Consider the following 19,791-nt stretch of genomic DNA (forward strand, 5'->3'; position numbering starts at 1 on the left):
TGGTCTGTGATAGCAGCGTGCATGTGTCAGCAGTGTTCCAGAAGTGTCTCACTTGAGACATAAAAAAGAGGGGCCAAGGTGCGCTCAAGTGCCCGAATCAAGAAACCAAATAGCGGCTCAGTTTAAAGCGAGGATGCAAGCGTGACGGAAGGACCGCCGAGGGAGAACGAGGGACCGTTTGCTCCAGGAGAAGGCTTTACCAGGAAAGCGATCCCTTAGGATCTACCGACTGCCAGAAATGAAAACAGCTCTTAATCGGCTCTGCTAAAAGTCAAAATAAGTTCTCAAGGTACATACTGAGCTCCCCTATTCCAATCACAGCGAAGTCGGTACGATGCGTATTCGATATCTTCTATATGCAAGCTATGGAGCGTTGGCTTTAGCCATGCTCTTCGTCGGTGGAATGGCGCTCTTAACGCAGTATGAACTCCGTCGTGTTCTGATAGAGGTAGGAAGTGCGTCAGAACCTGTACGCTCTGTGTTGGGACGAGCAAACAAGATTATTGGTATCGCAACGGTTATAGGTATCGGGGCTGTGATCGGGCTGGGGAGCTACGCCGTCCGCCTCGTTGCGCGTCCGTTAGACCGATTGACAGAAGCAGTAGAGGGCTTTCGTACTGGACCTCTTGACAAACGCATCGACATATCGGGGCCAACTGAGGTTGAGGGGCTTGCACGTTCATTAAACCGGATGACGGACACCGTGAGCCAGCGCACAGTCTCCCGATCGTATCTCAACAACATCTTGGATTCTATGGCCGAGATGCTCTTCGTGGTAGATGAAAAGGGCGACATTCGTCGGGTGAATCGTGCAGCCAAGCAACGCTTGGGATATACCAGTCAGGAGCTGAAGTCCATGAATATCAATGCTCTTTTTGAGGACGACGAGGAGCGGACTAATGCTCCTGACGATTCTCCTGAAGCGTTCAGCGGTCTTCAGGAACGTATCGTGCAGACGAAAGAGGGGGGAACCGTTCCGGTGCTCTTTTCACGCTCAATGGTGCATGACGAGATGCGGGATTCGCAGAACAGATTTGTATGCGTCGCACAGGACATTGCGAAACAGAAACAGGTTGAGGAGCGCTTGCGTGCCTCGCTGGAAGAAAAAACGGTGCTGTTGCAAGAGGTCCATCACCGCGTGAAAAACAACTTGCAGGTTATTTCCAGTCTACTACACCTGCAAGGATCGAACGTGGAGAATGAAGCGGTGCGCGATCTTTTTAAAGATAGCCAAAGGCGCATTCGATCAATGGCCCTTTTGCACGAGCGGCTTTACCAGTCTGAGACGTTCACACAGATGGATATGGCGTCCTATTTCGACGAGCTGACCCAGCACCTTTTCCGTACGTACGGCGTGAACAATGCCGTCATTCAGCGCGATATCGATGTAGATTCAACCACGCTGACCATTGACCAGGCGATTCCGTGTGGGCTTATCGTGAATGAACTTGTCTCGAATGCTCTTGAACATGCATTCCCAGACAAACAGGGCGGAACGGTGCGTCTTGCGCTCAAAACAGTAGAAGAGAACGTTCAGCTTGTCGTTGAAGACAATGGGGTAGGACTTCCTGAAGGATTTGCAGCCTCTAACACCGATTCACTGGGCCTCCGGCTCGTGCGCGGTCTCGTGCAACAACTTAATGGCACGCTCAATACGGAGAGCACCACAGGTCTTCGTTTCATCATCACGTTCCCGGAAGCATAATGCATACGTCTCCTCGTATCCTCATCGTGGAAGATGAGGCCATCGTTGCCATGGAAATCCAGGACCGTCTCGAAGCACTGGGATATAGCGTGGCCGGTACCCTTGCAAGAGGCGAGGCGGTGCTCGACCAGATCGAAGAGATCGCACCGGATCTTATTCTCATGGACATCATGCTGAACGGCGACCTGGATGGGATTGAAACGGCAGAACACGTTCGAACGACCAACGATCTCCCCATCGTCTTTCTGACAGCTTACAGCGACGACAAGACGCTTGAACGTGCTAAAGGGGCAGCGCCATACGGCTACATCGTGAAACCATTCGAAGAGCGCGACCTGCATGCCGCAATAGAGGTCGCCCTGAATACGCACGAACTGCGAAAAGAGCTACGCCAACAGCATGACGACCTCCATCAAATTCTTGACGGGCTGCGGCAAGGCACAGCGATGACAGATACAAAGGGTCGTATCACGTTTCTCAGCCAATCAGCCAGCCGGCTCATCGGGACCCGCCCAGAAAAGGCTCAAGGACAGCTTTGGGATACGGTGTTTCCGTTTCCTGATGCTACCTGCGACGCACTCCGAGACATGATGAAGCACCCTCCAGAAGACCGTGAGACCGTACCGGTAGCGTTAGACAACACTGGAGATACATCGTACCGGATGGAAATTGAGGTGCAAGATGACCCGCGTACTTCCGAGCGCTACATCTTTGTGATGTACGACGTTACGGAAGTCCACGACCTGCGGCGCATGCTCGATCAGAAGGCGTCCTATCATGACATGATTGGAACCAGCGAGGCAATGCAAACGGCATTTCAACAGATCGAGCAGGTGGCTCAGGTGCATGCCACAGTCCTGATTCATGGGGAAACAGGTACTGGAAAAGAGCTGGCTGCCCGTGCTATCCACACGTCAAGCGATCGTGCCGATGGTCCCTTCGTGCCCGTTAACTGCGCGGCCCTAAACAAAGAACTCGCAGGAAGTCAGCTTTTCGGCCACACAAAGGGAGCCTTCACAGGGGCAACAGAAGACCGAGCAGGATTTTTCGAGGAAGCAGACGGTGGGACTCTCTTCTTGGATGAGATCGGCGATATTCCTTCTGATGTGCAACGGCAGCTTCTGCGTGTGCTGGAAGAAGGAAAGATCACGCGCATCGGTGAAACGAAAGAGCGCCCTGTCGATGTCCGCATCCTGGCAGCCACACACCGCGACCTTCGCGCTGAGGTTGACGCGGGCCGCTTTCGAGAAGACATGCTCTACCGTATCCGGGTAGCCCGCGTGGAACTGCCACCGCTGCGGAAGCGCCGTTCTGATATTCCATTACTGATTCGCTCTTTTTTACAGGATGCGCGTGCTCGAATGGGTAAAGACATAGAGGGGGTACACTCAGAGGCTATGCGCTACCTAATTACATACAACTGGCCGGGTAACGTGCGCGAGTTGAGAAATGCAATCGACTATGCCATCATTCGAGCACGGCACGCCGTTATTCGTGTTGATGATCTACCACCCGAGGTTCAACAAGTAGAACAACAAGAGGCCCCCCTGGACGCCTTTCCAGACGACGAAGAGGGCCGCATCCGAGCTGCTCTTGAGCACACCAACAATAATCGCAAAGAAGCCGCGAAACTGTTGGGAATGAGCCGAGCCACTTTATACCGGCGTCTTGATGAGTACAGTATAGAATAAGTGGATAGGCGGCTGCATTGGTGGGCCCTGAGAGCACCTGTGTCTCACCTGAAACAGCTACGATACACAGCCGAGACGCCAAGCTGTGCCAAACGTGGTGTATCGCAAAAAAAGCAACATGGATAGTTAAGTCACACATAAGTTGAGAACGGCATAGCGCGCGCTGAGCGGGCATTTCTATCGGACATGCTCGGTCGAGTCTGCCCTGGCATTGCGATTGCATTCGGTTGAGTAGGATGTCAGCCTACATGAACCACTTATCTATGATTGCGATGCCGTTCAATATTATGAAAGACACGTCTTTTCTTCCGCTCCGTGCCGACGAGCGGGATGCGCTGTATCAAGTAGCCAATCATGATTCGATGCCAGAGGCGGTCAAGAAGCAGGCAGCCGTACTTCTAAAATGCCACGCAATGCCTGGCGGACGTCCAGAGGTGCGATACCGCGAAATTGCTGCCGCTTTGGGGACCTCACCCATTGCCGTGAAGGAGATCCACGCGTCGTTTTTAATACAAGGACTTGCCACGATTGTCGATACGCCTCCTCCGACCTTTTTGCAGGAGGAGAGAGCAAGGCGTAAGGGAGAATCTGGATAGAGAGAGGGATTCCAGAGCGAAGGCTGGCAGTGGAAATAGGATAACAGCTTATAATAAACATACCAAGCCCTCAGAACCGCAGCGTAACCGTCGTTTCGCCGGGCTTAGACTGCACGCTGACGGTGCCGCCATGCACACGCATAATCTGGCGCGCCAGGCTGAGCCCGATGCCCGAGCCGTTCTCTTTCGTTGTAAAGAACGGCACAAAGATCTTCTCCTGCACATCGGGAGGCATGCCGGGTCCGTTGTCGGAGACCTGCAGCACCGGGCGGCTGCGGCGGTCGATGTAAGCACTCAGGTGGATGCGCGGGGTGGGCTGCTCCTCCACGGCCTGGATTGCATTCAGGATTAGGTTGATGAGCACCTGCTCGATCAGTTCGGGGTCGGCGGTGACGGATAGCGTGTCGGGGTGCACATCAATCGTCAGATCGAGTCCGCGCTCGTCGATGGCGGTGCGGAGCAGGCGCTTCACGGAGGCTAACAGATCGCGCACTGAGAGTAGCTCCAGCGCGGGCGAGCGGATGTCGGTGAAGCTGCGATAGGCATCCACAAAATGGATCAGCCCGCGGCTGCGACGCTCAATGGTTTGGGCGGCCTCCCGCACATCGGCAGCGGCTTCGTCGTTCTCGGAGAGCGAGGCTTCGTTCGCCTCCATCCGCCGTTGTACGGTGCCCGCCAGCGATGCAATCGGAGCCACGGAGTTCATGATTTTGTGGGTAAGCACGCGGGTGAGCTGCTGCCACGCCTCCATCTCCTTCTCCTCCAATTCGTTACGCAGGTCGTGAAGGGAGGCGATGGCATGCGCCGTGCCCTGCAACTGGAAGCGGCTCACCGACACCGCTACCTGCAAGGGAGGCTGATTGGATAAGGCAATCTCGATCATTTTCGTTTCGCCGGAGCCGAGCGTGTATAGCGCATCGACCAGGTCGGTGCTTATGTTGCGGAGCGTATCGACGTTGCGCACCAGGCCGGTCTCCAACAGTCGCCGGGCAGCGCGGTTGATAAGGTCGATGCCTCCATCGGCGCGATAGGCGATAAGCGCGACGTCCACATGGCGCACCACGCGCTCCAGGTACTGCACCTGCTTCTCTTTCTCAGCGCGGATGCTCCGAAACGCATCAGTGACCTCCGTAAACGCGTCGCGCAGTTCATCGAAAAGCGGCCCCCGGCCTTCGCTGATGTAGCCTTGCGAGAAGTCGGCGTAGCGTACGGACTCGAGGAAGCGTGTGAGGTCGCGCGTGATCTTCTCGTGGTACTGCACCAACCACACACCCTGCACGACGAGCGCCAGTCCGAGCACGACCGCAATGCCGATCCATCCGGGTCCGAGCACCAGATACACGCCGCCCAGGGCGGTTGCAACAAGCGCTGCAACGCGAAAAGCAATCTGGATGCGGTAGCGTCTGTGCATGGGTTTTTAGGTATGGAAGGGGAGAGGTTTGGAGGGTTGGGGGCACCCGGAACGGGGAACTTTGACGTTCGTTGTCCTAAACACAACGCCTCTTATAATTTACGTGCGTGCTCTTCTAAAGGGGTTTCCCAATGATCAAAAGCTTTGGTTCAAAAACGACGCAAAGGATCTGGCAACGAACGTACACGAAGAAAATACCAGACGATATTCAGGAGAGAGCACGAAAGAAGCTGATTTTGATCGATGCCGCCGAAACCTTGGACGTAACCCACGTGCACGCTATGGATATGGCCGACCGTAAAAAAATCCCACCCACGCATCCGGGTACGCTCTTGAAAGAGGAGTTTATGGATCCGTTGGATATTTCGCAAAGTGCGCTGGCCCGTGGACTCGGTGTTGACAAGCGTCGTGTGCATGAAATTGTACACGGGCGTCGGTCCATTACAGCAGACACCGCTGCGCGCCTTGCCACATTTTTCGAGACGTCTGTCGGATTCTGGTTGAACATGCAGGCCCGGTATGAGACCGACCGGGCCGAAGACCGGCTCGAACGGGTCCGTGAAGAGGTCACACCGTATCGCGTGGAGTAAGTAACCTTTCATCATCCATGGAAAGATGGTAGCGAAGGCGCTTACAACCCGTATTTTTCGATGCGGCGGTAGAGTGCTTTGCGGGAGATGCCCAGCTCCTGGGCGGCCCGGCTGATGTTGCCACCGTGTTTGCTTAGCGCTTTGCGCACGGCGGCCTGTTCGATAAGGTCGAGGTTCAAGGTATCCGTGGTGAGATCATCGTTGGGTGCTTCCATGGGAGCAGAGAACGTCAGGTCGTCGGGAGTCAGGAGATCGCCCTCGCTCATAATCACTGCGCGCTCGAGGGTATGGCGCAGCTCGCGCACGTTGCCGGGCCAGTGGTAAGCGCGTAGTTTCTGTTCCGCATTGGGGGGGATGGCGGTTGCGTTGGTTGTGTACTTTGCCGCGAAGGTCGCCCGAAAGTGCTCCGCGAGTATCAGGATATCCTCACCGCGCTCACGCAGCGGCGGGCATTCGATCTCGACCGTGTTGATGCGGTAGAGCAGATCTTGTCGGAAGTCGCCCGCATCCACCATCTCGTACACCGGCTGATTCGTAGCGGATAGCAGACGAATGTCGACAGGTCGTGGTGTGGTGTCGCCGACGCGCGTCACCTCCCGCCGTTGTAGCACGGTCAGGAGCTTGGCCTGCAGGGGCGGCGGGATGTTGCCGATCTCGTCGAGGAAGAGTGTGCCGCCATGCGCCGCCTCAAAGCGCCCGGCCCGGTCGGCCTCGGCCCCGGTGAAGGCCCCTTTTACGTGTCCGAAGAGCTCGCTTTCAAAAAGAGATTCACTGAGTGCGCCCAGGTCGGCAGTTACGAAGGGCGTGTCAGACCGGTTGGATCGGCGGTGCAAGGCGCGCGCCACCAGTTCTTTGCCCGTGCCGTTCTCACCGCGGATGAGCACGCTGGCGTCGGTGGCCGCGACCTTTTCGATGGTGCGAAAGACCTGCTGCATCGGCGGGCTCGTTCCGATGATGTCGTCAAAGCCCTGTTCGGACGGAGCCGTTCCGGAGTTGGGAACAGGATTGTCATCCGTATCCGAGGCGTTCGCATCCGCCCGGGTACCGCCGTAGCTTGATCGCCGCGCGCACCGAGGCCACCAGGTCGGCGTCGTTCCACGGCTTCACGATGAAGTCCGCCGCGCCCATTTTCATGGAGCGGACCGCCTTTTCGACATCGCCATAGGCCGTGATCATGATGACGGCCGCCCGGGGGTCGATCTGTTGGATGCGGTCGAGCCACGCAAAGCCCTCGCGTCCGCTGGAGGCGTCCTGGCGGAAGTTCATGTCGAGCAGCACCACGTCGTACGTGTTGTCGCGCAGCAACGCCGGCAGCGCCGACGGGTCGCAGGCGGTGTGCACGGTGCCGACGTGGTCTTTCAGCAGGAGGCGCAGCGCCGTAAGCACATCGCGCTTGTCGTCGACGGCGAGGATGGTGCTGTCGGTCACGGGGCAGGAAAACAGGTGGTTGCAGAAGGATGCGGGCGCATGGTGTCAGGGTACAAATCATACGCACCAAAAGCATTCCGCATCTTCCAAGATGCACCTCGCGAGCGTACGAAGCGATGCATGCACCGGGGCTGCGCGCTTTCGCACATCAGACTGTGCGGAACCGCACGGTGCATGGGGGAAACCGGGGTTTTGCACGGCAGAAGGGGGATGGCGGGCTATGGTACATCCATTGCAGTGTTGTACGCTGACGTTGTTTACCGCGTGCTTTTGCATCCCCCTGTACCTTCCCCTGCGCTCCTTTATGCCACCTAATTCGTCGCCTTCCTCTACAACGACAAACGGATCCGATGCGCCGTCGCCGTTTGCGCCGCAGAGTCGGGGCGAGGGGGTAGATCGCAAGATCGAAAAGCGCTGGATCACGCCGCGCCGCGTGGCGTGGGCGCTCGGGCTGCTGGCGCTGGTTGGGTTGGTCGGATACGCGGCGTGGACGGCCTGGACCGACGGGCAGACGCTGACTGTGGATCGCGACCGGCTCACGATTGCTGCGGTCGAGCAGGGGCCGTTTCAGGAGTTTATCAGCATCACCGCGAATGTGGTGCCGGAGCGTACGGTGTATATCGATGCGATGGAGGGCGGACGCGTGGAAGAGATTTATGTAGAGGAGGGGGCTGAGGTGGAGGAGGGCGATCCGTTGCTTCGCCTGTCGAACAACGACTTGCGCTTGCGGCTGCTAAACAGTGAGGCCCAGCTGGGTGAGCAGCAGAGCCGGATGGAGGAGCTCCGCTTTCAGATGGAGCAAAACCGCCTTAGCCTCCGCCAGCAGATTGCCCAAATGGACTTTGAGATTGGCCGCCTTGAACGCGAGCACGCCCGAAATGAACGCCTGCATGAGCGCGATCTGATTGCCCGGCAGGAGTTTATGGATACGAAGGAGGAACTGGCTTATCAGGAGCGTCGCCGCGAGCTAACGCGGGATGCGTTTGTGCAGGATTCACTGGCACAACGCACACGCATCGAGCAGATGGAGCAGTCGGTCGCCAGTATCCGGCAGAACTTCCAGGTCTTGCAAGAGGCGCTTTCGAACCTCACGATTCGCGCGCCTATCAGCGGGCAACTGACGGCGCTGGATGCGGATGTCGGCGCCATCCAGTCCGCCGGGACGCGCTTCGGACAGGTGGATGCCACGGATGGCTTCCGGCTACGGGCGCAGATCGACGAGTTTTACATCGCCCGGGTGGTGCTCGGGCAGGCGGCGACGGCCCAGGGACTTGCGGGAGGATCGCATGAGCTGGAGGTGGCCCGCGTGTATCCCGAGGTGCGTGATGGGCGCTTTGAGATTGACCTGGCGTTTGCCGGCGATCCGTCCGAGCAGTTGCGTCGCGGACAGTCGGTGCGTGTGCAACTGGAGCTGGGCCAATCCGAATCTGCGATCCTGCTGGCCCGGGGCGGCTTCTACCAGGATACAGGCGGGCGCTGGGCGTACGTCCTTACCGACGACGATACCGCTGTGCGGCAGCCCATCCAGCTTGGCCGCCAGAACCCGAACCACTTTGAAGTGCTCGACGGCCTCGCCCCTGGTGACCGGGTCATCACCTCCGGGTACGGCACATTTGGGGAGGCGGACCGGCTGGTGCTGCGGTAGGGCGTTGTTGGTTGTTCGTAGTTCGTTGTTTGTGGTCGATTGTAAACGGCCGTCAGTTACTCAAACCGACCAATAGAATTGAGATATGCATTTAAGCGAGGAGCGAGTTCTGCAACGAGGGGGCGGAGAGAATCGACCTGTTCCTGTGAAATCAGATCGCGGCGGCAGGCGCGACGGAGCCCGTGTTTGGTTTCGTACAGAGATCCACGGGCGATCCGCACAAATCGCTTATTGTCACCGGTTGTCCCGCGTCCTACGCCTTCGGCGATATTGGCCCCGATACTGTCTGCCGAGCGCACAAGCTGTTGTCCAATCGTTGACCGGGCAAAGCGCGGCCATTGGTGCACGAGGTCCCACACCTCATCTGCAATGGTTTCCGAAAGTTGATACACCTCCAGTTTCTCGAAATTCGTTCGCGCCATGGCCTCGACAGCAATTGGATTGGAAGATACCCATCGGCAAGGTCCAAAATACAAGAGCAGTTTAACAACTAACAATCCACAACGAACGACAGACAATCACCACGAATCAGTGCGCAGGGATAATGTCATGTGCTCATCAGCAATACTCCGCAACATCTATAGATCATCGGGGCAGGCCGTGATCGTCGTAGCCGATGATTTCGTCCGGCGCGCGTGTATCCTGCACCGGGAGACGCGCGACACGCTTCTGAATATGCCGCACGTTCTCGAACAGGTCTGCTCCACGCATTTGTTTTTGCTCGCGCTGCAGTCTTTCGCGCAACGACTGCACGACGGCCTCTGTCACGGTCTCCCCCGTGAGCGAAGCCAGCTCCCGCGCCAGCTTATCGGCCTCTTTGTTCTTGATACTGAGTGCCATGTCTGAAAAATGCAATGTGATATGCAATGACCAATCCTATCGTCATGGCTACGAATCTGGACTGTTTCTGGTTGCCTTGTTTCGCTCGACGGATATCCTAACCACCCATGCTTCAGTTTTTCTGCTAATCACTGCTCCCTGTGTCCATAAATGCTTTTCAACTATCTGAAAGTCGCCTGGCGCACATTGCGGCGCCAGAAAACGGCTACCATCATTAACGTAACGGGACTCGCCGTCGGCATGGCGTGTTGCCTGTGGCTGCTGCTCGTAGTGCAGCACGAGTGGTCGTACGACCGCTTCCACGAGGACGTCAGCCAGATCGTGCGCATCAATCAGGAAACCATGCGGGGCGATGGCTCGGTCGAGCAGAGCGCGCTGGTGCCGCCGCCGCTCGGTCCCGTCGTTGAAGCCACCGTGCCGGAAGTGGCTTCTGTGGTCCGGTTGATGCGGAGCTCGGTAGAGATCACGCACGAAACCCGCACCGAAGAGCAGCGCGTGCTTTTTGCCGACTCCACGTTCTTCGACGTGTTTACCGCACCCACAATAGCTGGCGACCCTGTGGCGGCCCTTCGAGTGCCCGACCGTCTGGTTCTTACGGAATCCGAAGCCAGGCGGCTGTTTGGCAATTCGGAAGCATTGGGGCAGACCCTCACGATGACCTTCGATCAGGGCACCCGCGAGAGGATGGTCGGCGCGGTCGTGGAAGACCTACCCGCCACGACGAGTGTGCCGTTTACCATGCTCGCCTCCATAGAGCAAGCCCGCCTCACTATGCCTGAAGGCTTTGCAGACCAACTCATGGAGTCGTGGCGAATAGGTATGACACATACATTTGCCCGGCTGGAAGCAGGCTACAAGGCCGAGTCGTTAGCCGAACCGCTTCATCGAATTGCGGAGGATCACGTTGAGGAGACAGAATCGCGCACGCTGTGGGCCCAGCCGCTCACGGAGGTGCGCCACTCCCCACACATCTCAGGAAACCTGGCCCCCACAAACAATCCCCAGATCATGTACATCCTGGGTGGAATGGCCGTCCTCATCTTACTGATTGCAGCGATCAACTTTGTAACGCTCACCGTGGGCCAATCGGCGCGACGAGGGCGGGAAGTCGGGGTGCGTAAATCACTCGGTGCTACGCAACTACAACTGGGTCAGCAATTCTGGTGGGAGGCCGTGCTGGTCTGTGTGCTGGCGCTTCTGGTTGGACTCGGGGCGGCCCACCTGTTCCGTCCCGCCGTAGCCAATCTAATAGACATCCCCATTCAGTTTGGCATTGTCGACTACCCCATCTTCTGGATCAGCGCCCTGGCGCTTGTACTGGGTGTGGGGCTGCTGGCGGGCGGCTACCCCGCGTGGATCCTCGCTCGCATGGAAGCTGCCGAGGTGCTGCGCGGCAAGCATCGCGTCCGAACCCGCGGCCTCTGGTCGCGCGGGCTCATCGTTGTGCAGTTTGCCGTGTCGGTCGGATTCGTGGCCTGTGCCTTCATTATGTCGCAGCAGTTGCAGCACATGATGGACTCCGATCTTGGCTATGCGGATGCGCCACTCGTTACAGCCCAGGTAGATGCCGACCTTGGCGACACGCGTTTCGACGCCTTCCAGAGCGAAGCCACGCGCCATCCGGCGATTCATTCTGTAGCGGGATCGTGGGTTACGTTTGGTGTGCCGGGCAATCGGGTGGAGCTTGAGCGACGCACCGGAGATGTCGTCACTGGTCACTACAACCAGGTGACGCCGAACTATGCCACCGTACTGGGGCTCGATGTGGTTGAGGGGCGGTTGTTCGACGAGAACGGCACCTCGCGGGGCCTGCTGGTGAATGAACAACTCGTTCGTGCGTTGGGCCTCGATACCCCCGTTGGAGAAACCCTGACGGTGCACGACGCCAATCCGATGACCGCCCCCCTTGGCGAAATGCCGATCCTCGGGGTGCTGGCCGATTTTCATGTTACAGGACTGGATGAAGCGATTCCGCCATTGATCCTCGTACCGCACGAAGCGATTCCGTTTGGCCTTCAGAACTACACCGCCCAGTTGTATTCCGACGACACGCAGGGAGGGCTTGCTGCTCTGAATGCGGTATGGGCAGAGGTCTTTCCCGATCAGCCGTTTGACTACACCTTCCTTCAAGACCGCATCGCAGAGCAGTATGAAGAGGAGGCCCGATGGCGGGCGCTGGTTGGATACGCGGCCCTGCTTGCGCTTGTGATTGCCTGCTTTGGCGTCTTCGGCATTGCAGCCTTGGAAGTGGCGCGTCGCCGGAGTGAAATTGGCATTCGCAAGGTGCTCGGAGCATCGGCGACTTCGCTTGTGGCGCATCTCTCAAAAGACCTCGTGCAACTTGTTGCGCTCGGTGCATTGCTGGCCGTGCCGCTGGCCTACATGGCCATGAATCGCTGGTTAGAGCATTTCGCTTACCGCATCGAGCCGGCCTGGTGGATGTTCGTGGCTGCCGGGGGCGTCGCGCTTCTTGTCGCTTTCGCCACAGCCTCGTATCACACACTACGCGCTGCCTGGATGGACCCAACGCAGGCGATCCGACAGGAGTAGCGCTCTTCTCTGATTACTTATTAAATAGCCGACAAAAGAATCTTTGCGTATGTCATTGCGAGGAGCCCCAGCGATGCGGCGCTGTGAGCGTGGCGAGGAAGTGCCTTTAGGGTGCAATCTTGTGCCTTATATCCAGGATAAACCGCTCCAAATGACGCATGAGATCGCCGCGTCGGTCGCAGGCTCCCTCCTCGCGATGACAAGGTGTAAATGTATTTTAGCCGACTTACTTAATCCTCACACACGCTTCGAACCCATGATCCAAACCGAAAACCTCCAGAAAGCCTACCGCACCGACGAAGTCGAAACCATCGCCCTCGCGGGCGTCGACCTGTCGATCGAGAACGGCGAGTTTGTATCCGTAATGGGGCCCTCCGGATGTGGCAAGTCTACACTGCTCAACCTGCTGGGCCTGCTCGACACCCCGACCGACGGCAGCTATCAGTTCGATGGCGAGGATGTCAGCGATCTCTCCGAACGGAAGCGCGCCAAGCGCCGGAAAGGGGCCATTGGCTTTGTTTTTCAGAGCTTCAATCTGATTGACGAGCTCACGGTCTACGAAAACGTGGAGCTGCCGCTGCTCTACCTGAATACCCCGTCGGGCGAGCGGCACAACCTGGTGGAGCAGGCGCTCGACCGCGTGCAGATTGCGCACCGGCGCGACCACTTTCCGCAACAACTCTCGGGCGGACAGCAGCAGCGCGTGGCTGTGGCCCGCGCTGTGGTGGCGCGCCCCCGCCTCATTCTGGCGGATGAGCCCACTGGCAACCTCGACTCCACGAACGGCGCGCAGATCATGGACCTGCTGGCCGAACTCCACGAGGCGGGCACGACCATCGTGATGGTCACCCACTCCCCCGCCGATGCCGAATACAGCAACCGCACCATCCACCTGTTCGATGGCAAAGTTGTCTCCGAGCACTTCATCGAGCAGGCGTACGCGGCGATTCCGAGCAATTAGCAATGAGTAATTCGATGAACAGGATGGATGCGCAGAATTGCTCAAGCTGCGCTACTGCTGTGTCAAGGATAATTTTTCGAGATTTGTGTAGTGTAGTGTCAGCCGTCAATGTGTGGGTAAAGTCGTCGTAGTTTGATGCGTGCATCTTCGGTCCGGAAGTGCCAGTTTGCCACCGTGCCGTTTTCGTTGCGTCGCTTTGACCAAGCCAATGCTTCTTCCTTCATGGCTTTCTTTTCCGGAATGCGGCGCGAGAGGCACTGTCGGGCCATTGCGCTGTTTTCGATCTCCGCCATGTTCAGCCAACTTCCGTGCTCCGGCGTGTAGTGAAGTTCGAGTTGCTGGGCTAACGAGCGAGCCTCTTCTGGAGGAAACGCCTCATAGAAGCTCGATAAGCCATGCGTGTTCAAATTGTCCATGACCAAGACAACTCGGTCGACATCGGGGTAGTGCTGTTCGAGGAGGCGTTTCATGCAGTGGGCCCAGTCTATTTTGGTCCGCCGTTCTCGAATCATCACCGTGCGCCACCCTGCCAGCGGTTCAAAGAACATAAACAGGTTCACCACTCCATTTCGCTCGTAGTGGTAGTCGTGGCGCTTCGGCTTGCCGGATTCCATCGGGAGCGGCTTCCGGACCTCTTTGATCAACTGGCGCGGCATCTCGTCCATGCAGACCACCGGCCTTTCCGGGTCGTAGGGGCGCTTGTAGACGGAAAGCACGTCTTCCATCTTCGCCACGAAGTTTGCGTTTTGCTCCGGTGGGATCACCCATTGCTGGTTCTGGTGAGGCTTGAGCTGGTTTTTTTTAGCGTTTGTCGGACCGTTTCGTGGGACAGGTCTTCCACGACGTTCAGTTCAACCATCCGGTCTGCCAGAAGGCGCAGGCTCCACTGGCTGCGGCCGTCGGGGGCTTCAGAACAGGCCAGACGGATCAGCTCTGCTTCCTGCTCCCCGTCGAGCTTGCGGTCGTATTCGCGGTCTGGGGACTTTCGCTCAACGCAGCCGGTAAGGCCGCGCTCGCTGAAGCGTTGCCGGATCCCCGCAACCGTGCTGGAGGCCACTTCCAGCGCTTCGGCCGTGCGATCGTCTGTCCAAGCCGGCCCGTCTGGACCTTCGTCCACCTTCAGTAAAACACGAACGCGCGCCTGCTCAGCTGCTGGACGCTCCCCGCGCCCGAGGCGTTCGAGGAGATGGGACCGCTGCTCTTCAGTGAGTTCGACTCGGTATTTCTTGGTGGGCATGGCATTGGGCGACAAGCGTTCAAAGAGCGACTCTCAACAATATACTAAACAGAGATCACAGATTCACGCCTGACAGTACAGTAGGTATGGAATCCCTCCCCCTAAATCCCCCTCCTCCGAGGGGGACTTCATAAGAGCGGCGCTCTGGTGCCTTCCTCCCTGGGGAGGAAGGGTAGGATGGAGGGGAAAACGCTCGTCTAAACCCGGCCATTCAGGATTGCCATGCCACTACACCATCATCAAAAGCGCCATACGCAACCAGTGAAGCCCCATTCCTAATTGAACATTCCCCACTGACGCCCCATGCTTCGTAACTACCTGAAAATTGCCTGGCGGAATCTGACGCGCGATGCCACCTACACGGTCATCAATTTGAGCGGGTTGGCTATCGGATTTCTGTGTTGCATCTTGATTGCGCTCTACGTTCAAGACGAACTTTCATACGATACTTTCCACGAGAAAGGAGAGCGGATCGTGCTCATGGCGTCCGGAAGTGCAGCAAGTGCATCGCAAATGAACATGCCCACATCGTACCCGCTGGGAGATGCCCTCGTATCTGACCTTCCTTTTGTGGAAAAAACGGTGCGCGTCCTCTGGCCCGGAAGTGGGGATGTCAGCGACGACGGCCGCGCGTTTCGTGAGGTGGAGGGTGTATTCCACGTCGGGGCCGCGTTCTTTGAGCTGTTTGACTTCCCGATGCTACGGGGCGATCCAGAAACTGCTCTTGAACGTCCGAATACGGCGGTGATCTCGCGGGAATTCGCCGAGCAGTACTTTGGCGATGTGGACCCCATCGGGAAGACGATCTACGCGCGCCGCTACGGCGAGCGCGAATATGAGATTACGGGGATCGCCGAAAGCCAGCACAATTCCTACCTCGACTTCAACCTCCTCTTGTCGCTTGCCTCAACGAGCTATGCCGAAAGTCATGGTGATTTGTGGGGCGGACGCATGTTTCAGACGTTTGCACTGCTTCAGGAAGGGGCCACCCCGGCCGATGTGCATCAGTCGATGCCCGATCTTGTGCAGCGATATTATGGCGATGATACCGAAATGGAATACTTCGCTATGCCCATCGCAGAGCTGTACCTGTCCGACATGGTAAACGTCGATGGCTTTCGGGGCGAGTGGCGGTATATCTATATCTTTGGGACGGTGGCGCTCATCATTCTGCTGCTGGCCTGTGTCAACTACACCAACCTGATGACCGCTCGGGCAGCAGGGCGATCGAAAGAGGTGGGGGTTCGCCGAACCATCGGCGCCGCACGCACACAGGTAGCCGGGCAATTCCTTTTTGAGTCTGCACTACTGGCTGCAGTCGCGTTCGGGGTGGCGCTCGGACTCACGCAGCTTAGCCTTCCTGGATTCAACCGCCTGTTCGACACAGAAATCGTCCTTGCTTCTGCTGCCGTACCTGTAATCGGGGGCTTGCAGTCGCCGCCATTCTGACGGGAATCCTTTCGGGGAGCTATCCGGCGTTCTACCTGTCGGCGCTCAATCCCTCGACGGCGCTGCGTGGGGGGCATGAGTCGGGGCGCTCGCGTGGGCTCTTTCGCAAGGGACTGGTCTCGTTTCAGTTTGGGCTGGCTATTGTTCTTATGATCTGCACGGCCATCGTGTACCAGCAACTCAACTTTGCGCTGACCGCCGATCTCGGGTTTGAAGATGAGCAGGTGATGTATACCGCTGTTCCTTCAGGTAGCGGGCAAGCCTATCAGGAGGCCGTGGATGGGCATAGCAGTATCGTCGGGTCATCGATTACCCAGACGCTACCCGGTGCTTTCCGTGGGCGTGTTAGTCTGGAGGCGACCGATTTTTCAGCAGAAGCTGTGGTGGAGGAGGACGCCACGGTCACACTCTGGCCTGCAACCGTTGACCACGCCTATCTGGAGACGCTGGGCCTGGAGTTGGTAACAGGGCGTGACTTCTCGCGCGAGTTTCCCTCCGACGCACGTGAGGCGGTCATCATCAACGAAACCACCGCCCGCGAAATGGGCTGGACGTCGGAGGAAGCTGTTGGAAAGTCATTCTCGCTTCATCGGGATGAGAACAAGGAAGGAGAAGTCATTGGCATCGTGCGTGACTTCCACACCGGATCCTTCCGAGAGGAAATAGCCCCGATCGCACTTTCACTATACCCTACACCGATCAGTGCTTCCGAACGATTAGTGATACGCGTTGGGCCCGACCAAATAGAACCAGCCCGCGCTCATATTGAAGCACAGTGGGCCCAGTTCTCGGACGAGCCGGTGGAGATATCTTTCCTTGATGACGACTTTGCGGCTATGTATGCAACCGAAGAGCGCCTCAGCCGCGCCTTCTCGTTGTTTGCCCTGCTTGCGATGCTCATCGCCTGCATGGGCCTCTTTGCCCTGGCCGCCTACGCTGCCCAGCGGCGCACCAAAGAGATCGGCATCCGCAAGGTGCTGGGCGCCACGGCGCAGTCGGTAGTGGCGCTGCTGTCGAAGGATTTCCTGAGGCTTGTGCTGATCGGCTTCGTGATTGCCGTCCCCGTGGCGTATCTCCTCATGCAACGCTGGCTGCAGGACTTCGCCTACCGCATCGACATTGGCGTGCTGCCTTTCGTGGTGACGGCCCTGCTCGTGACGCTCATCGCCGCCGCTACCGTCAGCTACCACGCCCTTCGCGCTGCCTGGACCGACCCGGCCGTGGCGCTGCGGGATGAGTGAGCCCTATTCCTCATTCCTAATTGCTAATTAGACACTGCCCCCCATGCTTCGCAACTACCTCACGATCGCCTGGCGCACCCTGCGCCGTGAAAAGGGATATGCAGCCATCAACCTCATTGGGCTGGCGGTTGGCCTTGCCGCATGCCTGCTGATCGGGCTGTTTATCCACCATGAGTGGTCCTACGATCGCTTCCATGATAACGCGGACGACCTCTACCGCGTGGTGCGCGCGTCCGACGCGCCGGGGCCAGCCGTCGATTCTGCTGTGGAAGGGGTAGCCAGCCTGCCTCCAGGTGTAGCGCATGCTGTGGATCAGCATGTACCAGGCATTGCACAGGTCACCAATGTGTTTAGGCGTAGTAGTGATGAACTTTTTGTCATGGACGATGCGTCACATCTCTTGAGCAACATCTATCAAGCAGATAGCACCTTTTTCCAGGTGTTCTCCTTTGATCTGCTGAAGGGCGACCCCGAAACTGTCCTGGCCAGTCCCGGACAAATCGTCCTGACAGAATCGCTTGCCGGGCAGTTGTTTGGGGATGCAGAGCCCGTCGGAAAGACGCTGACCTATGTTTCTGAACGGCAGGATATGCGCACCAACTACACGGTATCGGGCGTGATGGAAGATGCGCCATCCAACTCGTCCATCCAACCGCGGGCCGTGTTATCGCTCTCCCCCTCGCAGCGCGATCAGCGGCTCCGTTCAACGATTGACTGGGACTTCTTTATTGGGGGAGGCTACGTCTTTGTGCAACTCGCGGACAACGTTGATCCATCCACGGTGCAGCGCACCCTGACCGATATTGGCAATGCAGGGGAAGGGCAGCATCTGGCTCTTCATGCCCTCGCGGACCTGCGCCTCCGTTCAAATCTTGGAAACGAAATCGCACCCACGGCCAGCACACAGCGGATCTATCTCTTTGGAGCTATCGGGCTCTTTCTGTTGCTGATTGCTATCGTTAACTACGTGAATCTGTCTACTGCCCGCTCGACCCGTCGGACCCGCGAGGTAGGCGTGCGAAAAAGCATGGGTGCGCATCGCACGCAGATCGGCGGGCAGGTTCTGGTTGAGGCGGTGCTGATGGCTGCGTGTGCTCTGCCGCTTACGGTGCTCGTCGCACAAGGCGCACTCCCTCTCATTGAACACCTTACGGGCGAGACGCTTACGCTGGAGCCGGCGTGGACGCCCACGGGCGGATTGATTCTAACAGCCAGCGTGCTGTGTGTGGGCATGCTCGCTGGTATGTATCCGGCATGGTCGTTCTCGCGTGCGAACCCGATCCATGCGCTTGGAGGATCCAGCGGTTCGTCCGTTAAGGGACTCCGATTGCGGCAGGGACTGGTGGTCTTTCAGTTTGCGGCGTCCATCGTGCTGATGGTCAGCACGATCCTGTTGTACCAGCAGATGCAGTATGTGACCGATCAGCATCTGGGCTTCGACCACGAGCAGGTCGTTACGTTTTCTACCGGGCCGATGGAGGCCAACTACACTGCATTCAAAACGCAATTGGATGATGACACGCGGGTGCAGGCAGTAACCTCCGGGCCACCTCCTGGTCTCTCACGCAGAAATATGACCACTACTATAGAAGACCCTGAATCAGGGGACACCAACCGGCTCAACATCCTGTTTGCAGATTACGACTACCCTGAAACCATAGGCCTTTCGGTTCGTGCCGGGCAGTCATTTTCACAGGACCGGGGGACCGAGAATGAGGTGCTTCTCACGGAGTCGGCTGTTGCGTTGCTTGATCTGCCTTCGGATCCGACAGGAGAAACTGTCCCCTTGGCCGATGAAACACATCGTGTTATTGGGGTGGTAGAGGACTTTCACAACGCGTCGTTTCGTTCCGAAATTGAGCCGGTGGCCATTATGCTCCGGCCTGGCAATAATTGGACAGGGATGGCCCGCCTATCCCTCGGACGTACATCAGAGGGGCTGGCAGCGCTGGAATCCGCCTGGAGCACGGTGCTCCCCGAACGGCCCTTTACGTATCGCTTCCTGGATGATCGCATCGAAGCACAGTATCGAAGCGATGAGCGGACCGCCCAACTCTTTGCCATCTTTGCACTGCTGGCCATACTTATTGGCTGCCTGGGCTTATTCGCGCTTGCCGCCTACGCCGTCCAGCGCCGCACCAAAGAAATCGGCATCCGCAAGGTCCTGGGGGCCACGGCACAGTCGGTGGTGGCGCTCCTATCAAAGGACTTCCTGACGCTGGTGCTGCTTGGCTTCGCGATCGCCGTCCCTGTGGCGTATCTCGCCATGCATCGCTGGCTGCAGGACTTCGCCTACCGCATTGACATCGGCGTGGTGCCGTTCCTGCTGACCGCCGTGCTCGTGACGCTCATCGCCGCCGCCACCGTAAGCTACCACGCCCTCCGCGCCGCCTGGACGGACCCGGCCGTGGCGCTGCGAGATGAGTGAGCATTGACAAAAGCACATG

Annotated in this window: 16 protein-coding genes; 10 read left to right on the forward strand and 6 right to left on the reverse strand. The window is 57.9% G+C overall.

The window, feature by feature from the left end:
* Positions 1-478 precede the first annotated feature (478 nt).
* The 3 genes from ACZ48V_RS03725 (at position 479) to ACZ48V_RS03735 (ending at position 3,992) form a co-directional block, all read left to right on the forward strand.
* Positions 479-1,705 carry a sensor histidine kinase gene (locus ACZ48V_RS03725; protein WP_464541723.1) on the forward strand — a complete coding sequence of 409 codons (1,227 nt, stop codon included), beginning with the start codon at positions 479-481 and terminating at the stop codon, positions 1,703-1,705.
* Positions 1,705-3,396, forward strand: coding sequence for a sigma 54-interacting transcriptional regulator (locus ACZ48V_RS03730; protein ID WP_464541725.1), 1,692 nt, complete (start codon positions 1,705-1,707; stop codon positions 3,394-3,396). Before ACZ48V_RS03725 ends, ACZ48V_RS03730 begins: the two co-directional genes overlap by 1 nt.
* Before the next feature lie 263 nt (positions 3,397-3,659).
* Positions 3,660-3,992 carry a hypothetical protein gene (locus ACZ48V_RS03735; RefSeq protein ID WP_464541727.1) on the forward strand — a complete coding sequence of 111 codons (333 nt, stop codon included), beginning with the start codon at positions 3,660-3,662 and terminating at the stop codon, positions 3,990-3,992.
* A 70-nt stretch (positions 3,993-4,062) separates the two neighbouring features.
* Here the strand turns inward: ACZ48V_RS03735 and ACZ48V_RS03740 are convergent, their stop codons facing one another.
* The gene (locus ACZ48V_RS03740; protein ID WP_464541729.1) at positions 4,063-5,403 is read right to left on the reverse strand and encodes a sensor histidine kinase; all 1,341 of its coding nucleotides are present in this window, start codon (positions 5,401-5,403) and stop codon (positions 4,063-4,065) included.
* A gap of 287 nt (positions 5,404-5,690) precedes the next feature.
* On the opposite strand from ACZ48V_RS03740, the gene ACZ48V_RS03745 reads away from it, so the two are divergent.
* On the forward strand, positions 5,691-5,993 hold the full coding sequence (locus ACZ48V_RS03745; RefSeq protein ID WP_464541731.1) for a HigA family addiction module antitoxin: 303 nt from the start codon (positions 5,691-5,693) through the stop codon (positions 5,991-5,993).
* 41 nt (positions 5,994-6,034) lie between these two features.
* On the opposite strand, the gene ACZ48V_RS03750 is transcribed toward ACZ48V_RS03745, so the two are convergent.
* Both ACZ48V_RS03750 and ACZ48V_RS03755 read right to left on the reverse strand, forming a co-directional pair.
* Complete coding sequence (locus ACZ48V_RS03750; RefSeq protein ID WP_464541733.1) at positions 6,035-6,928, reverse strand: sigma-54 interaction domain-containing protein; 894 nt, start codon at positions 6,926-6,928, stop codon at positions 6,035-6,037.
* Positions 6,929-7,001: 73 nt separating this feature from the next.
* Complete coding sequence (locus ACZ48V_RS03755) at positions 7,002-7,421, reverse strand: response regulator (protein ID WP_464541735.1); 420 nt, start codon at positions 7,419-7,421, stop codon at positions 7,002-7,004.
* A 304-nt stretch (positions 7,422-7,725) separates the two neighbouring features.
* Here ACZ48V_RS03755 and ACZ48V_RS03760 point away from each other — a divergent pair, with 304 nt between their 5' ends.
* The gene (locus tag ACZ48V_RS03760) at positions 7,726-9,066 is read left to right on the forward strand and encodes an efflux RND transporter periplasmic adaptor subunit (protein WP_464541737.1); all 1,341 of its coding nucleotides are present in this window, start codon (positions 7,726-7,728) and stop codon (positions 9,064-9,066) included.
* Positions 9,067-9,122: 56 nt separating this feature from the next.
* Here ACZ48V_RS03760 and ACZ48V_RS03765 read toward each other — a convergent pair whose 3' ends face one another.
* Positions 9,123-9,488 carry a four helix bundle protein gene (locus tag ACZ48V_RS03765; RefSeq protein ID WP_464541739.1) on the reverse strand — a complete coding sequence of 122 codons (366 nt, stop codon included), beginning with the start codon at positions 9,486-9,488 and terminating at the stop codon, positions 9,123-9,125.
* Positions 9,489-9,651: 163 nt separating this feature from the next.
* Positions 9,652-9,906, reverse strand: a complete 255-nt coding sequence (locus tag ACZ48V_RS03770) for a type II toxin-antitoxin system VapB family antitoxin (protein WP_464541741.1) — start codon at positions 9,904-9,906, stop codon at positions 9,652-9,654.
* A 150-nt stretch (positions 9,907-10,056) separates the two neighbouring features.
* Between ACZ48V_RS03770 and ACZ48V_RS03775 the strand changes: the two genes are divergently transcribed.
* Positions 10,057-12,456 carry an FtsX-like permease family protein gene (locus ACZ48V_RS03775; protein WP_464541743.1) on the forward strand — a complete coding sequence of 800 codons (2,400 nt, stop codon included), beginning with the start codon at positions 10,057-10,059 and terminating at the stop codon, positions 12,454-12,456.
* A 256-nt stretch (positions 12,457-12,712) separates the two neighbouring features.
* The gene (locus ACZ48V_RS03780; RefSeq protein WP_464541745.1) at positions 12,713-13,417 is read left to right on the forward strand and encodes an ABC transporter ATP-binding protein; all 705 of its coding nucleotides are present in this window, start codon (positions 12,713-12,715) and stop codon (positions 13,415-13,417) included.
* Positions 13,418-13,515: 98 nt separating this feature from the next.
* On the opposite strand, the gene ACZ48V_RS03785 is transcribed toward ACZ48V_RS03780, so the two are convergent.
* A protein-coding gene (locus ACZ48V_RS03785; RefSeq protein ID WP_464538641.1) for an IS630 family transposase occupies positions 13,516-14,654 on the reverse strand; the annotation gives its coding sequence in 2 pieces (ribosomal slippage) (positions 13,516-14,222 and positions 14,222-14,654; 1,140 coding nt in all).
* A 303-nt stretch (positions 14,655-14,957) separates the two neighbouring features.
* On the opposite strand from ACZ48V_RS03785, the gene ACZ48V_RS03790 reads away from it, so the two are divergent.
* From ACZ48V_RS03790 to ACZ48V_RS03800, 3 genes are all read left to right on the forward strand, one after another.
* Positions 14,958-16,103 carry an ABC transporter permease gene (locus tag ACZ48V_RS03790; protein WP_464541747.1) on the forward strand — a complete coding sequence of 382 codons (1,146 nt, stop codon included), beginning with the start codon at positions 14,958-14,960 and terminating at the stop codon, positions 16,101-16,103.
* 149 nt (positions 16,104-16,252) lie between these two features.
* A complete protein-coding gene (locus ACZ48V_RS03795) occupies positions 16,253-17,344 on the forward strand; it encodes an ABC transporter permease (RefSeq protein WP_464541749.1) in 1,092 nt (363 codons plus the stop codon).
* Between the two features lie 43 nt (positions 17,345-17,387).
* A complete protein-coding gene (locus ACZ48V_RS03800; protein ID WP_464541751.1) occupies positions 17,388-19,772 on the forward strand; it encodes an ABC transporter permease in 2,385 nt (794 codons plus the stop codon).
* Positions 19,773-19,791 lie beyond the last annotated feature (19 nt).

It is taken from the genome of Longimonas haloalkaliphila, assembly GCF_055379825.1.